This window comes from Ferruginibacter sp. SUN106 (assembly GCF_050611765.1).
GTDB lineage: Bacteria > Bacteroidota > Bacteroidia > Chitinophagales > Chitinophagaceae > Ferruginibacter.
On the sequence record NZ_JBODJC010000003.1, the window covers coordinates 47659 to 63963 of the forward strand.

General features: G+C 40.3%; 14 protein-coding genes. 11 read left to right on the plus strand and 3 right to left on the minus strand.

What is annotated here, in order from left to right:
* The first annotated feature begins 59 nt into the window (after nt 1–59).
* Nucleotides 60–938: a TraB/GumN family protein gene (locus tag ACQ334_RS11530; protein WP_430988368.1), complete on the plus strand. Its 879-nt coding sequence runs from the start codon at nt 60–62 to the stop codon at nt 936–938.
* 224 nt (nt 939–1162) lie between these two features.
* Nucleotides 1163–2890 carry a hypothetical protein gene (locus ACQ334_RS11535; RefSeq protein WP_430988369.1) on the plus strand — a complete coding sequence of 576 codons (1728 nt, stop codon included), beginning with the start codon at nt 1163–1165 and terminating at the stop codon, nt 2888–2890.
* Between the two features lie 15 nt (nt 2891–2905).
* Here the strand turns inward: ACQ334_RS11535 and ACQ334_RS11540 are convergent, their stop codons facing one another.
* Nucleotides 2906–3448: a hypothetical protein gene (locus ACQ334_RS11540; protein WP_430988370.1), complete on the minus strand. Its 543-nt coding sequence runs from the start codon at nt 3446–3448 to the stop codon at nt 2906–2908.
* Between the two features lie 400 nt (nt 3449–3848).
* Between ACQ334_RS11540 and bla the strand changes: the two genes are divergently transcribed.
* Nucleotides 3849–4739, plus strand: a complete 891-nt coding sequence (bla, locus tag ACQ334_RS11545) for a subclass B3 metallo-beta-lactamase (RefSeq protein WP_430988371.1) — start codon at nt 3849–3851, stop codon at nt 4737–4739.
* A gap of 158 nt (nt 4740–4897) precedes the next feature.
* Here the strand turns inward: bla and ACQ334_RS11550 are convergent, their stop codons facing one another.
* Entirely contained in the window at nt 4898–5458 is a 561-nt protein-coding gene (locus ACQ334_RS11550) for a DinB family protein (protein WP_430988372.1), read from the minus strand.
* Nucleotides 5459–5664: 206 nt separating this feature from the next.
* On the opposite strand from ACQ334_RS11550, the gene ACQ334_RS11555 reads away from it, so the two are divergent.
* Entirely contained in the window at nt 5665–6261 is a 597-nt protein-coding gene (locus ACQ334_RS11555) for a hypothetical protein (RefSeq protein ID WP_430988373.1), read from the plus strand.
* Between the two features lie 127 nt (nt 6262–6388).
* Here ACQ334_RS11555 and ACQ334_RS11560 read toward each other — a convergent pair whose 3' ends face one another.
* A complete protein-coding gene (locus tag ACQ334_RS11560; RefSeq protein ID WP_430988374.1) occupies nt 6389–6907 on the minus strand; it encodes a DinB family protein in 519 nt (172 codons plus the stop codon).
* Between the two features lie 214 nt (nt 6908–7121).
* Between ACQ334_RS11560 and ACQ334_RS11565 the strand changes: the two genes are divergently transcribed.
* The 7 genes from ACQ334_RS11565 to ACQ334_RS11595 all read left to right on the plus strand — a co-directional run bounded on the left by ACQ334_RS11565 (nt 7122) and on the right by ACQ334_RS11595 (nt 16276).
* On the plus strand, nt 7122–8153 hold the full coding sequence (locus tag ACQ334_RS11565; RefSeq protein ID WP_430988375.1) for an LLM class flavin-dependent oxidoreductase: 1032 nt from the start codon (nt 7122–7124) through the stop codon (nt 8151–8153).
* 278 nt (nt 8154–8431) lie between these two features.
* Nucleotides 8432–9406: a Gfo/Idh/MocA family protein gene (locus ACQ334_RS11570; protein ID WP_430988376.1), complete on the plus strand. Its 975-nt coding sequence runs from the start codon at nt 8432–8434 to the stop codon at nt 9404–9406.
* 80 nt (nt 9407–9486) lie between these two features.
* Nucleotides 9487–10122, plus strand: coding sequence for a hypothetical protein (locus ACQ334_RS11575; protein WP_430988377.1), 636 nt, complete (start codon nt 9487–9489; stop codon nt 10120–10122).
* On the plus strand, nt 10119–11249 hold the full coding sequence (locus tag ACQ334_RS11580; protein ID WP_430988378.1) for an AAA family ATPase: 1131 nt from the start codon (nt 10119–10121) through the stop codon (nt 11247–11249). Before ACQ334_RS11575 ends, ACQ334_RS11580 begins: the two co-directional genes overlap by 4 nt.
* A complete protein-coding gene (locus tag ACQ334_RS11585) occupies nt 11222–11965 on the plus strand; it encodes a hypothetical protein (RefSeq protein WP_430988379.1) in 744 nt (247 codons plus the stop codon). Before ACQ334_RS11580 ends, ACQ334_RS11585 begins: the two co-directional genes overlap by 28 nt.
* A gap of 23 nt (nt 11966–11988) precedes the next feature.
* Nucleotides 11989–14562 carry a ribosomal protein L7/L12 gene (locus ACQ334_RS11590; protein ID WP_430988380.1) on the plus strand — a complete coding sequence of 858 codons (2574 nt, stop codon included), beginning with the start codon at nt 11989–11991 and terminating at the stop codon, nt 14560–14562.
* Nucleotides 14546–16276 (plus strand): hypothetical protein, encoded by a 1731-nt coding sequence (locus ACQ334_RS11595; RefSeq protein ID WP_430988381.1) that lies wholly within the window; start codon nt 14546–14548, stop codon nt 16274–16276. The genes ACQ334_RS11590 and ACQ334_RS11595 overlap by 17 nt, the downstream gene beginning before the upstream one ends.
* Nucleotides 16277–16305 lie beyond the last annotated feature (29 nt).

A 16305-nucleotide genomic window follows, 5' to 3' on the forward strand; every position in this document is an offset into this window, starting at 1 on the left:
GTAATCCTGGTTGTTAACAACCACTGCTATCATACCACATCACTTAATAAACCCTCACAATGCGAACCTGTTTTTCACTTTTATTCATCTTTATCATTAATTGCAACACAGGCTTTGCACAAAATACGGTGTTGTGGAAACTAACTAAAGAGGGGAGTACATACACTTCTTATTTGCTGGGCTCTCAACATTTATTTGGTAGTTCTTTTATAGAAACCTACCCGGTGATAAAAGAAAATTTATTGTCCTGCGATATAGTAATTACAGAAACGCCGATCAACAGGGCTGCAATTGCCCAACGCTACAATGACCGTAATTATGCAGATACTTTGTCAACCATCATAAGCAAAGATGAATTCAATTTTATAGATAGCATTTTAAAAAAGAGTGCCATCAATATCCGCAAACTCACCCCCGGCGAACTTTATATGAAGCTATTAAGTGCTTATCCAAAATACAGGTGCCAGGACATACTTAAAAATGACAGTCTTACTATGGATGAATATGTGCAATTTTTAGGCTCCCGGCAACAGAAGCATTTATATTATTTAGAAACAGATTCTTTTCAAATGGGCATATTAACTGCTATATCCAAAGAGTATGACTGGAGTTTTTTTAAAGCATCACTACCGGCTATTCTTGCAAAATATAAAAATGATAGAGCGATTGACAATCCCTGTGCCCCCATCAGTTTGTACGCATCATTCAAATTGAGTTACAATTTTAAAGAGGAGTGTAATTTTTTAAAGGGCGGTAACACCAATGATATTATATTACGGGATAGAAATGCAGCCTGGATGAAAAAACTTCCGCAACTCTTAGATCAACAAAACTGTTTTATTACTGTGGGTTTATTTCATCTCTACAATCAATGCGGCATTATTCAGCAACTTAAAATGCTGGGCTATAAGGTAGAGCCGGTTAAATTAAAAAAGTAAAGTTATTGTGCCAAAGCCCGTCTTCTATCGCTTTAGCGGGGCGTCCATGCGGTAGCGCCCACTTCAATCAGGCAACACAGCGGTTCACCGGCATTTCCCATTCCTGCACAGGTGCTGTACCAGCATTATAATTTTTCCGCCACACAGAAGCATCTTGTAAATATACCCTCAGCAGGGTAGGCAATACAAACACAATAACATTAATTTCAATTCAAATTTTTGCAATGAAAAATATATGCGTTGTAGTGCAGCTGTTTTGTATTCACCAGGCCTTTGCCCAGCCGGAAACTAAAAAGAAACAAGTGATGCTGAGTACCGGCGAACACAATATTGTACTAAAAATGAAGGAATACTTTGATGCAGCGGCGCAAAAGTCAATTATTGACCAGGTAGGCCAGGCAAAATACGATGCCATTGTGCAATCCATTACCGAAGCCGACCTGCCGGCATGTTATACAACCACCACCGGTAAAAGGCTTTCTGATTTTACGATGTATAAAATTGCCGAATATACCACTTTGCAGTATGATGCATTTGGGCTTTACGAGGAGAAAGCTACATATGATATTATAGAAGTGCCGCTAAGCGAAAATAAAGACTTGCAACCGGATTGTAAAATGAGTAAGACTTTTTACATACGCATACCTGCTGCCTATGTGCAGTCGGTTATAGCGTCTGGCAAAACAACATCGTCTTTGTATAAAGACCAGTCGGCAAAAATCAACGCAGTGCCGTATAGCCTTGCATCGCTGGGCAAAATATATTTGCCATGCGATAAGTTTACAGCAGGTACATACAATGGCGAACAAACCAACAGCCAGCCCGATGGTTATGGCGCTTACTTATTTGAAGACAGTAGTTTTTATTGCGGCTCATTTGTAAAAGGGAAAGTAACTGGTAACGGCGTGTTGTACAATGCCACCAAACACACTGCGTATATTGGTAACTGGGAGAATGGGAAACTGACAGGCGATTTTTATGAAGTGGCGTGCAGGAATTATGCCGTAAATATCAATACCGTAAACGGCGCAGCAACGTTGACCAGGGCAAAGATGTGGATCAATGAAGAGACTAACCGTATTGCCACCGGCAATATACTGCATGCGTTTGCTACAGAAAAACTGGGCATGTACAATAATTACAATGCCTATGGTACGGTAGACATCAGTTACAGCGGCTTTACAGATAAGGAAGCTTTTTTAAGGGGTAAAACAGCTGATTTCTATTCGGATGGCCGGGAGTCGGAAATATTCAATATGTCTGCTCACAAAACATTTGCCCCCAATACTGATAAAGACATTTTTGAAAAAGAACTCACCTATCCTGTACCGGATATACTCTATCCCTGCAACACCATTAACCTCGATAATAATTATAAATATTTTGGTAAAACGGTCAATAACATAGCCGAAGGGTATGGCAACATTGTAAGTAAATGGGGCTGTTTCAGTATACTCACCGGCATGTTCAGCAATGGCAAACCTTATGGCTTTAAACAGAACGTGTATAACGATAAGAATAAGTTTTTTTATGCCGGAGAATTTGATTTAGCTGGCAACGCACATAAAGGCAATTATATAAAAGTTAATTACGCAAACCCTTCATCCCTGTCCATATTTATAGGCAGCTTTTCCGGCGACGAAGAAACGATGGACAAAGGCATACAGGTAGAAATTGCACCAGCAAATAAAGCCGTTACATTTAAATACACCCAGGCAAATGTGGGCAGGGGCTACATCATGTTCCCTATGCAGAATGTAGTGTACCGCGGAGCGCTGTTGAATGTTAGTGCCGAAGGCACGGGCGAAGTATTGCAGAATGGTACCGCCACAAAAGGAAATTATAAAGCTGGAAAGCTATCGGGTTATTATGATAATTTTCCGCAGTGGGTTACGCCGGTATTTACTGACATTTTTAATACGCCGTTTAACTTACCTGATAAATTGAAGTAGCATTAAATTCTGTTTTTATTCTGATTCCGGCATTTTAATATCATACTTTTTTTCAAAATCATAACCAGCTTCTTTAGCATTGCGCTGGGTGGTTCTGATAGTATCTTCCTTTGCAGAAAAGGCTGCAATGAGATGATCCAATATCGTCATTTTATCCGGAGCCTTACTTTCCAATGCATCAATTATTGAGTTGAATTCATGCTCGTACAATGACCGGAACATTTCATTTTCGGCCAGGGCTTTTTCTTTCAGGTTAATGGTGTTGTCAACTTCTGTAAGGCTGTTTAATTCCGTAAAACTTTTACGATTGGCCTCCTGTGCTTTGTTTAGTAATACCCTCAATGCCTTAGTATCAATGGTTGCAGTGCGGTCTTGTTGTATTGTTTTTAAAGCCAGGGTCATAGTATCCACAAACGCTTGTTGGGTAGCTTTAGTAACACCGGTAGTGGCCTTATGAATATGCATGGCAAATAGCGTAGCTTTTTCCTGGTCAGCTTTTTGCCGGCAAGAAAACAAGACAAGTGTACTAAACAAAAGAATGGAAAAATATTTCAGCATAGTAAGTGTATTAAAATGGTAATGGTGTTATTAAAAGTAAACTAAAAGTTGCAGAATATCATCAGCGCAAAAATTAGTATTGGCTGTGGCGGTATAGGGAATGCATTTTTGGGCCGGTGTTCTTCCGGGGACAGTCCTTGTGTTTACTGGTTTTAGTGATTTGTAAAAAGAATCCTCAATGGCTCATACGTTGCTAAAAATCCAAATGATGGTGAAGCTGCGTCGCCTGCACCGATGTAAAAAGGAACGCTGATTGCTATGATGATTAAGACTTACGCAGATAAGATCATAACAAATCATCGCCATTATAATAATCTGCGTGCTGAAATTAAGTACTGCAAGTGCTTTTCAATGTAAAAGCCAATATCTTTGAAATTCAATTTTATTCCATCATAACCATATGTTCACCCACGCATTAAAAAATGTACTGCTTGTTATTGCAGTAGTAGCCACAACAACAGCAACCGCACAAAAAGTAATAGAACCACCTTTAACCAGGCCGGAATGGGTACAGCCCTGCGAACCCTTTCGCATTGCGGGCAACCTCTATTATGTAGGCACCTACGATCTCGCCTGTTACCTCATCACTACAAAAAAAGGAAATATACTCATCAATACCGGGCTGGCATCTTCTGATACAATGATAAAAAAGAATGTAGAAGCACTGGGGTTTAAATTTTCCCGTATTAAAATTTTGCTCAACACACAGGCGCATTACGATCATATGGGTGCGATGGCCGCTATAAAAAAGCAAACCAAAGCGAGGCTGATGATCGATGAAAAAGATGCGGAGGTGGCAGAAGATGGAGGCAGTTCGGATTATGCATTGGGTGCCAGGCAAAGTACCTATCAGCCGGTAAAGCCCGATCGCTTATTGCATGATAGTGATATTATTAAACTGGGCAATATGCAGTTGATGCTGTTGCATCATCCCGGGCATACCAAGGGCTCCTGCAGTTTTTTATTTACCGTAAAAGATGAGCAGCAATCCTATAAAGTACTTATTGCCAACATGCCTACCATTGTTACGGATAGTGCGTTCAGTCATCTCAGCACTTACCCTGAAATAGCAAACGATTATGCTTATACGCTCAAGGGTATGAAAAATATTTCCTTTGATATCTGGGTAACTTCACATGCCAGCCAGTGCAACCTGCATGATAAACACAAACCCGGCGATGCCTATAATCCTGCGGCTTTTAAAGATCAGGCCGGTTATGATGCCGCTTTAAAAGATTTGCAAAAAGACTATGATGAAAAGATGAAGCAGGAGAAAAAAATGAATAATTGATAATGTTTTAGTGCGCAAGTAGTATTTGGAGAATAGGCGCAATGAAAAAAATCCTCAGCACTCCCTGCGCCTCTGCATGCCACCTTATTTCTGCAGCTCAAAATAAAGAGTTGGTATTGAAAATACCAACTCTTATGCAAAAAATATTTTCAGCAATATCAGAATAATCTTTCCTGTGGCGGCTTTATTCCGTTCAGGCGGATGTAGATGGTGGTTTGTCCGCGGTGATGCGATTGGTGTTCAAAAACTTTATTCATCACTGCAAAACGGGTTTCTTCAAACATGTTGAACAGCTTAACTTTTTCGCCCCATTTATTTACATCAAGGGTTTTAACGGCATTAAGGCAATAGTCGTAGCTGGCAGTTACATAATACATCACCGAGTCTTTGCCCTGTGCTGTTTTACTGTTTTCCAAACCTTGTGATGCCCAGCTGAGTGGCGGTATACCTGTTGCACTCGTCATTAAAAAAACATTGCCTGTTGCAAGGTGCAGCATTTGTTGTGCAAAACTTCTGATGCTGTCAACCGCTTTAAAAGAATATTTATCTGCCGGCATGGTATTCAGGTAATCAACCGTATAAGATTTGGCCCGTTCCCAGTCTTTTACCATTTGCGCTTTTATATCCAGGCTTGTAAGTTGCTGGGCTTTTACAGAGGAACAAATGCCGAAAGCAAATACGAGCAGGATATAGACGGGAGAGAAGATAATTTTTTTCATAATGATTGTTTTAGTGCAGAAAGATATTAAAAAGATAGAAGTTTTTATAATTAATAATTAACAATAAAAATATTTTGCCTGCAGAAAGTGTTTGCAGCTGGATGCACTTTACATTGCCGGGTATTTCTAAATGTATCTGCGGGGTTTTTTCTTTACATTTGAATTCACTAAAAGCGAACGTCATGGTATCTAAACAGCTGCTGTTAATGAGAGGAAGATGCAACAGGTGGAGACAATCTTTACTGGTGTTGTTAGTATGCATCACGTTCGGGGCATGCCATCATGGGCCGGATAAAAAAACGGACCAGGTACCAACAGCAGCATCGGGTAGTGGCCAAAAAATAGTGTTGAACAGGCCTGATTATACTTTAACGTATCCTGCCGGCTGGCGCATCGACTCTTCATCAAAATTATATAATATCGACAGCCACTTTACATTGCATTCCCCTGTGGAGAGCGGGCTGATCACCTTCTTTATGTTCAATGTGCAGAAGGATGAAAAAGAGACCCTGGAAAAACATATCAGGGCACAATTAGCCAATACTATGAAAGATGGTACGGTGTCGTATTTCACCACTTGGGGTAATTACGAAGGGCATGGGGCAACTTTAAAAGGCAGGCTGGAAGGTTTATATAAATCCGAATTGAAGATATTTGTTTACGGCACTAAAGATTATTCTTTTTTAATTGTTTCTATTTGTGCAGATGGCTACAGGGATGAAGTACTTCCCGGATTAACACAGATTGCATCTTCATTTAAAATTAAACATGCAACAGTGGTGGTGCCGGCCAATCACTCATAATTTTAATGAATGATCAACAATGAATAATCAATAATTAAATATTTTCTCTGCGCCGCTGCGTGCCAATAAAAAAACCGCAGCTGTTTTAAACAACTGCGGTAGTATAAGCAATTCAGAAAATATAGTTTTAGTTTGCCTGCGCCATCATGGCCTGGCTTTCTTCGTAATTAGGGCCATACAGGCCTGGTACTTTATTACCGCTGGCTCTTAAGTGTGCCACCATTTCTCCACGGTGATGGTATAAATGATTGAATAAAAAACTTCTTATCACTACTACTTTAGGCATCGGGGGCATAATATCCTGCCCGCCCATTTGCATGCGCCAGGTGTTCATAAAAGTGGTTTCATCGGCGTTGGTTAAAACTGCTCTTGCAGCCGCTACATTCTCTTCAAATTTGGCTACAATGTTCGATGCTTTGCTGATATCGCCTTTATCATATTTATAACCACCCATATCAAATACATCCTGGTTAATGGTGCCATCAAACCAGTTGTACACTTCTGCAATATGCGAAGCCAGCTGGCCAATTGACCATAACTGTGGTTGTGGTTTATAATCTAATGCAGAATCAGGAATAGCCTGCAATAATTTACGGGTGCTTTCAGCTTCATGCTCAAATTCACCCAATAGTGCTTGTTTAATCATTGTTATTTATTTTTAGTGATTATAAATGTACCGTTTTCCGGTTTACCTTTTTATTATCCTTTTATTAATTATAAGGCGGTAAAAAGTATTGTACAACGAAGCATTAGTAGGCATATTTATAAATTTGGTTGCATAGCAAAGTGAAACTTTCTCTTAACCTACATTAATTTTTACTCTCTCACCTCAGCCTATCTTTGCAAAAAATAAAAATATTATGGAATTAGGCGTAGGTATGTTTGGCGATATACAACATGATAAAAATGGCAATATACAACCTGCAGGGCCACGCTTGCAGGAACTGATTGAAGAAATAAAACTGATGGATGAAGTGGGCCTGGATTTTTATGGCATTGGCGAACACCACCGGCCCGATTATGCGGTATCCACACCGGAAATTATTTTAGCAGCAGCGGCAACAGTAACTAAAAAAATAAAATTAGGCAGTGCAGTCTCCGTATTAAGTTCGGCAGACCCGGTGAAATTATACCAGAGTTTTGCAACGATAGATTTGATCAGTAATGGCAGGGCAGAGCTGGTAGCAGGACGTGGCAGTTTTATAGAATCGTTTCCATTGTTTGGTTACGACCTGAAAGATTATGATGCTTTATTTGAAGAAAAGTTAGACCTGTTGCTGAAAATAAATAATGAAGATCCCATTACATGGAAAGGGAAATTCAGGCCGGCATTAAATAAACAACAGGTATTACCACGTGCAGTAAATGATCATTTGAATATATGGGTGGCAGTAGGTGGTACACCCGAAAGTGTGTTGCGTGCAGGTAAAGCAGGACTGCCGGTGATATTTGCCATCATTGGTGGCAACCCTGCACAGTTTAAACCTTTATTTGAATACTATAAAGAAGTGTACCAGCATTTTAAACACGATATGGAAAAATTCCAGGTAGGTGTACACATGCATTCTTTTTTTGGAGAAGATAGTCAACAGGTAGCGGAAGAATATTATCCCTTGTACTCTTCGCAAATGGACAGGATTGGCCGCAGCCGCGGCTGGCCGCCTTACCAGAAACAACAATTTGATTTGGGCAGAACAAAAAATGGTGCTTTAATTATAGGCGATGCCAATGAAGCAGTAGATAAAATTTTACAAATGCAGGAAATGTTTGGGTTAACACGTTTTTCTGCACATATGGATGTGGGCGGTCCTTCGCATGCAGCACTGATGAAATCGATAGAAATATTCGGCAATAAAATAGCACCTAAAATAAGAGAAGCTTTAAAAAAATAGCCTTTGATCTCCGTGAACCTCTGTGTTATTCTTTGTGCATCTCTGTGTAATAACCTGCCACAGAGATTCACGGAGTTGTAACACAGAGCTACACTGGGTGCTCTTCATTTAGTGTACAGGAAGAATGGGAAAATATTGTAAAGGCATTGTTGCAGATCATCCATCAGGAAAATCATAAAATATAAAACGGCATTCATAACAGTTGTTTTGCATTGCAGCATTATTTTTGATAGGGAATAGTTTGAACCATCGGCTCTTATCATCTTTCAATCAACATTATGCCAACAATTAACTGGGGTATCATTGGATGCGGCGATGTAACCGAAATAAAAAGCGGCCCTGCATTTAATAAAGTGCCGGATTCAAAACTGGTGGCAGTAATGCGCCGGGATGCCGCTAAAGCAGCCAATTATGCCCAACGCCATAAGGTGCCCAAATGGTACAGCGATGCTGATCTGTTAATTAATGATCCTGAAGTAAATGCCATCTACATTGCTACACCACCCGATTCACACGAAGCCTATGCACTCGCTGCCATCAATGCAGGCAAGCCCGTGTATGTAGAAAAACCAATGGCGCTTAAGGCAACAGCCGCAAAAAATATGGCTGCTGCTGCAACAGGTAAAAATATAAAATTAGCAGTAGCCCATTACCGCAGGGAGCAACCCATCTTTAAAAAAATAAAACAACTGATTAATGAAGAAGTAATAGGCGATGTACATCTTGCACGCATTGAATTATACAAACCGCCGTTATCTCAGCAGGAACTTGATACCACACACCACTCGTGGCGGGTAAACCCTGCAATAGCCGGTGGTGGCCTCTTTCACGACCTGGCACCGCATCAGCTGGACCTGATGTATTATTTTTTCGGGCCTGCAGAAAAAGTTACGGGTATTGCTACCAACCAGGCAGGCAACTATGCTGCGGATGATGTAGTGGCAGGAAATATTTTATTTAAAAATGGCGTGGCCTTTAGTGGCACCTGGTGTTTTAATGCTGCGGCCACGACAGATAATTGCGAAATTATCGGCAGCAGCGGTTCAATTTATTTTAGTGTATTTGGGGGTAATACCATTACCGTAATTGCCAAAGGCATCAGGCAGATTTTTTCTTTTGATACACTGGAACATGTGCAGCAACCGATGATTGAAAAAGTAGTGCAGTATTTCCTGGGTGCAGTACCCAATCCCTGCAGGGGAGAAGAAGGTGCAGAAGTGATGCGGATGATGGAGGGCTTTGTAGCCCGGTAAATGCCATTGTTATTTTTTTAGTTACTTACTTGCAATAAAGAGGGTATCTGTTATCTTTGAAAATATAACAGCCAAACCAGTTGCCGTCCCATTTTTACAATACCATCTTTCACTTACGTCATCACGAAGAAATTATCCTGTACGACAGGGTACTGAATTTTGTGCCCGAAGATGAAGCGTTGGTAAAAGAATTACTGGCCATTGAATACGAAACGGAAGTACTGAATTATCCTTTTACGCCGCCGCCATTTAATGCCACCGCGGCTTTATGGGCAGCAAAAACCACCTATACTACTTGCCAGTTAATATTATACCGGGAAAATAAGGCGGATGAACTGCCACAATTATTACCCGTTTACGAAGGTGCAATTGATGCATCGGCAATACTTTCTGCAGACCTGTGTTTGCGTTTTTTACCACAGGTATTAAAGGATACAAAAAATATCGACCCCGATGATGCACTCATTGTATTGGCAGAAGGCCATTTGCAGCAATGGCATTATTCAGGTATTGGTTATCCGGCAAAAACAGCATTGATCAATCTTAATTCAGTTGCAGAAAATGATTGTGTACTGCAACTATACACCGACAGGGTAATTCAAAAGAAAGATGTGCAAAGGGCGCAATTACCTTTGCTGCATCAAAAAATTAAAGCTGCCATGGGGATGTACAGCTCCCGTTTTTGGAAAGAATTAAATACCGTGAATACGATATGAACAATACAGAAAAATTAAATGAGGTCTTACAATTTGTTAAGCATGCTTTTATTGGTAAAGATGAAATTGTAGATCTTTTAGGTGTTAGCCTTGTTGCCCGTGAGAATGCATTTTTATTAGGCCCGCCCGGTACCGCTAAAAGCGCTATCATCCGTATGCTGTCGCAATGCGTGGAAGATGGTAAGAATTTTGAGTACCTGCTTACACGTTTTACGGAACCCAACGAGATCTTTGGCCCTTTTGATATCCGCAGATTGAAAGAAGGAGAACTGGTGACCAATACAGAAGGTATGATGCCGGAAGCTGCAATGGTTTTCCTGGATGAAATATTTAATGCCAACAGTGCCATATTGAATAGCTTGCTGATGGCATTGAATGAGAAAATTTTCCGCAGGGGAAAAGAAACCAGGAAATTACCGGCACTGATGTTTGTAGGTGCCAGCAATGGTTTGCCCGAAGAAGAATCACTGAATGCCTTACTGGATCGTTTTCTCATAAGAGTAAAATGCGATTACGTAGATCCTGATAAACTGCACGAAGTATTATTAGCCGGGTGGAATTTAGAAAATAACCAGCAGCTGGAAAAACCTGTAATTGCTTCTGACGATATAAGGCAATTGCAGGCAGAATGCCGCACCATCGACCTTACACCTGTCCGTAAAGATTATATCGATATAGTACATTCCTTACGCAATACAGGAATTAAAGTGTCGGACAGGCGGGCGGTGAAATTGCAAAATCTTATTGCAGCAAGTGCCTTGCTATGTGGCCGTAAAGAAGCTATACTCAGCGATCTTTGGGTGCTGAAATATATCTGGGATACGGAAGAACAGATTGAGATACTGGAAGGCATCATCAACAATATTATTGAAAAAGAAACTACCGATAAAGCACACCCGCAGGCTATTTTTAATAAAGCCCCCAACCCGGAAGAAGTGATAAAAGAAGTGCAATACCTGGCTGATAAATGGAATAACGAACAACTGAGTTTTGAAGAACAGAATGTGGTAAAAGATAAATTGCGCTACATGCAAACCCGTTGCGGCTGGATAAAGAATGCAGAAAAAAAGCAATTCATACAAACTCAAATTGAAAGCTTATGGCAGAAGATACTGCAAACCATATAGCCTGGTGGATGAAGCTGCGGTTGCAACACAAAGATTACCTGGGGCAGATAAGGCATTGGGATAATCTTAAAATGGCTTCTGATGAAGAGTATATCTGGATAAAGGATATTACAACAGCGCAGCTGGATGCCCATGAGTTAAGATCGATACCTTTTGCAGAACTGTTTTACAGCAAAGAGAATTTACTATTTCCCAGGGGAAGCTTGTTGCCCGAATGTAAACAACCTTCTTTTTTGTGGACGCCAATTGAAAGAGCGTTGGCAGTAACGGTGGAAGGGTTTAACCATAATTTTTTTGGTGTGCACCAGCAACAAATTATACAGTTGGTACCTGTAGATGAAGAGCAGCAAGCTACGGCGCTTTTAGCAGCCATTGATATAGCAGGTGACTACATTGTAAATGCCGCAGCGGTAAGATTACAGCCATTACAATGGGCATTGATTGACAATAACAAAGCGTTACTTATAGGAGAACCTTTACTGCCATTGAACGGAAAAGCCTATTGGCAAAAAGGGCCTTTTATTTTTCCTGTGGGCTTTGCATTTGAATTTCCTGTTCTTGAAAAAACAGTAGCACAAAAAATTGATGCCACTGGTAATGATCTTATATGGTGGATAGATGAACACAACTATTGCGTAATACAAAAGGATGCATTGCAGCCATTATCAATTGCATCCTGGCGGCAGACAGTACAACAGGCAGTAGCCAATGAGTAATATTTTAAACAGCAACTATTGTAATGAATTTTTCAGATTACTACCAGTCGTATAAAGACTATTTCTGGGCATGGGAAGAAGACGCGGAAGTGTTGGTCATTCCCGGTGGTAGTACTATTGCATACAGGGAACAGGCAGCAACAATGCTTACTGACCTGGCAGAGCAGGGGCTGCCCACATTTGGTGCTTTTCTGCTGGCGATGATTGCCACTAATAAAACTATAGATGATTCCCTGGCTCTTATAAGGAGTAAGGTAAATGACATTTTTAATAAAGAGGCGGATGTATCCTACTCATATCCTGAAGCTATTGATGTTGCTTTTACATTCTTAAGGATACTGGAAAAAGTACCCGGGGAATATAAAACCGGAAAACGGCGCCAGATCTTATTGCAAACGATTTTTAAAAACGCTCATAACAGGCTTAATCCAAGCACTTCAAAAGGTATTGCAACCGGGTTAAAAAACAATATTAAGGGGCGCTCCAGGTTATCTAGGCAAAAAGCTTTTGATACCAGGGTATTCTTAAAAGATTTTAATGTTATAGCACTATTGTTCAGAACTTTTCCCACGGTGCAATCTATTATTGATGCTATGGGAGAGTTGCCCGAACTGGAAGAATCGGACATCCCTTTACTGGAGGATATAACAGTATCGGATACCAGCTACGAGGATTTTGTGGAAGAATTAATGAGCAACCCCAAAACCTTTGAGGCCGGTGCTTTAATAAAGCCTATCTGGGCAGGGTTTAATATTCCTATTTTTAATGCACATCCCAGCGAACAACCATTGGGTGGTGTTTCCGATCTGTCTAATAAAGGTGATTTTGATAAATTGCTGGTTTCTGAATTTGCCAACGATGATCTCATTTTTATGAACCGCATTGCTAATAATGAAGCCTTGTACCTGCACCGGGAGATGCCGCCGGTAAAAGATAAATTGCACCGCACTATTTTAATTGATATCTCATTAAAAAACTGGGGCACACCCAAGATACTGGCCTATGCCAGTTATATTGCTATTGCAAGGCATCCTAAAGCATTAACCGAAAGCAGGGCATTTGTGGTGGGCAATGATTGTACACCTGTTTCCTGTAACGATACCGGGGCAATTATTGATGGCTTGCAAAAAGTAGATGCCGGCTTACATGCAGGAAAAGGGTTAGCTGCTTTTTTAGAAGCTAATAAACATGATAAGCAACTGGAGATATTTTATATCACCACGGCTGCTGCATTGCAGTACCCCGAAGTGCAGTTGCAACTGGCCACCTACTCATCTTTTTTTAAATACCTTATCACCACCGACGCCGAAGGGGAAATAAATTTTTACCGAAAGAAAAATAATGCACAAAAGCATTTGCAAACTATCCGTTTGCCGCTACATAAATTATGGGCAAAAAAATTGCCGCAACGGGAAACACCTGTAGTTACATTAGCACCAAATGATCTGCCGCCATTGTTGCTGCCTACTCCTTTCGGGATAAAAAAAGTGTTGCCCCTTGATGAAGAAGTGTATTGCGTGGCTAATCATTGCCTGATGAGGCGGAGTAAATTACATAATGTAAAAACCGGCAAAGGATGGCAGATGTTACTGAGAAACATTCCGGTGAATGCGCTGTATGAAATTGGTAAGCAGGAAAGTGGCGAAATATTTTTTCTCATTTTCAATCTTCAGAACAAAGAACTGAGTATTACTAACCTGGATACACTGCAGACTGCCAAAGCATTGTTTAAAGAATGGAAAGGGAAACACTTTAAAGAGTTTTTGTTTAACAAGTATGGAAAATTTATGCACCTTGTAGGTAACCCTGATGCATTTGTATTTATACCGGATTTTACCACGGGCATAATTACAAAAGAAAAAGCCCATCTTACCAGTAATATTTTTGGATTAGATTATCCTGCCAGGCAAAAGGAGGTTAACGATTTTCCGGGCACCTATTCCAATTCAAACATTTTAAGAAATATTGAGGATGTCTTTATCAACGGAGAAAATTACCTGGTGATCAACGGGCGCCAGTTGCAGATAATGCATGGGGAACAATTGTATTTTACTCCTCATAATGTTAATCAAAACAGGTCTAAACAATCTGTACGCAAGAACAAACGCCAGTTTGAGTTTGCTGATGGCAGCACAATAACTATTGACCCCAGTGGTTATTTTATGCTTACCAGCAGTAACAATAAGATACCCCAGATATTTTTTTCTTCCTTGTTAGATAATCCCTTAGGCATGGCTACACAGGATAGCTTTGCAGGAAATGAATTTTTTAATGATGAAACACGGGGGCAGGTAAGTGCAAGTTTAACCCGGAGAGGCGACAACCCGATAGGAGCTATTAAGATCATGAAAAATTATACTGGTATTGGCCTGGCGGCTGCAAAACATATTGTAGATAGTGAAAGGAGATTAATTACAAAAAATATAGCTCCGGCTGATGCGAAAAAAATGGCGGAAGAATTACAGCAGCTGGGTTGCAGCGTAATTATTGGAAAACCTCAGCATCCGCAACAGGCAATACTTTCTGCCACCGCTTTTTACCAGGAAAATATCGCTACATTTATAGGGCACATTATTAATTATGCAGCTGCAGATTAAACCATACCATACCAACACATTTCCGCTTGCGGGTATTTTGATAAAAAGCAAAAGCCTGCAATACTGGCTGCAACAATTACAAAGCCTTGATGCGGATATACAACAGTTACCAGTATACGCTATACCCGGTACTGTGGCAAATAGTTTATGGGGCTGCTTTGTGCCCTTGCCGCAAAATAAATGGCAACAGAAACTGCTTAATGCCAACGAACCTTGCCAGCTATTATATAATACTTTATATATACCACAATATGCCACGCTCTATCCAACATTAAATGCTGCTGAAGTTGTCAAACTTTTTTCGGCTACACCGCATATTATGCATCCTGAATTTGGATTGGTAGCGCTGGATACGCCAATAGACTGGGCTGAGCTGCTTGCATTACCGGCTGTGACTGAGGTAACTATTACCACACCGGCAGATATTGCCTTTATGCCTGGAAATATCCGGAGATTAGAAATACAGCCACTACCTCCTGAAGAATTGATCAGGTCAATGGAAGAAACCGCATTTCCCAAAAAAGAATCCTTTAATGATAAGCCGCTTAACTGGGCAGAGAAAATAAAACTCGGACTTTTAAAGACACTATTTACCAACAGTCCCCAGCAAGACAATACAGGAGGAAAGGATGGGAAAGATAAGACCGGTTTGATGAAAATGCTGGAAAAAATCGGGAATACACTATTACCGCCTGATAGTAAATGGGTGAATAACCTGATGCAGAACCTGGAAGAACTGGAAAAGCGTAATCAATCCGAAATGGAAAAGCTGATGGAATTGTTTAAGAAAAATCCTGAAGAAGCTTTAAAATACGCTATTCCTTTAGACAATGAAGGTACTAACCGTGGAGGCAATGCCGGCCTTTTTGAATTGAACAAGCGCTGGGGTAATTTTGATTTGTTCAGCCGTTCTGCTCAGGGCGGTGGTGGCAATATGGTTTTTGGTATGGACTCTTATCAGAAATTACAACAGCAGTATAATAAAACAGCGCAGGACCTGGTGACACAAAAAGATTATCAGAAAGCGGCATTCGTGTATATGAAATTGTTGAAGAATAATCATATGGCTGCTAAAACACTGGAGGATGGAAAGCTATATCCTGAAGCTGCGTCAGTATATTTAAAATACCTGCAAAATAAAAATAAAGCAGCCGAATGTTACGAAAAAGGGCAGATGTATACTGATGCTATTGGCTTATATAAAGAGCTGAAAGAAAATGAAAAAGCAGGAGACCTTTACATGTTACAACAAAAGAAGGTGGAAGCATTTGAGCAATACCAGCAGGTAGCTGACGAGCACATCGATTCTGGCCGTTATGTAAAAGCATCATTGTTATATCGTAATAAAATGAATAATGCAGCACCGGCTCAGGAGTTACTTTTAAAAGGCTGGCGTACCGATAAAGATGCATTCAACTGCATTAATAATTATTTTAAAAATATTGAAGACCCGAAATTGTTATTGCAGGCTATTGAAAATGTATATGCCAGGGACACAACTGATCATAATAAGCCTGTTTTTTTAACCGCTTTAAAATATGAGCAGCAAAAGGATGCAGCCGTAACCAACCGCACTAAAGAAATGGCTTACGAAATTGTAGCCGACCTGGCTGTTACCAATCCTGATATTGTTTCGGAATTAAAAAATTTTAATGATGATCAATCCTTATCAAAAGATGTATTGCGCTATAAAGCACAACGAAGGCATGGATAAATAAGAACAGACTGCCATTTGCATTTCTA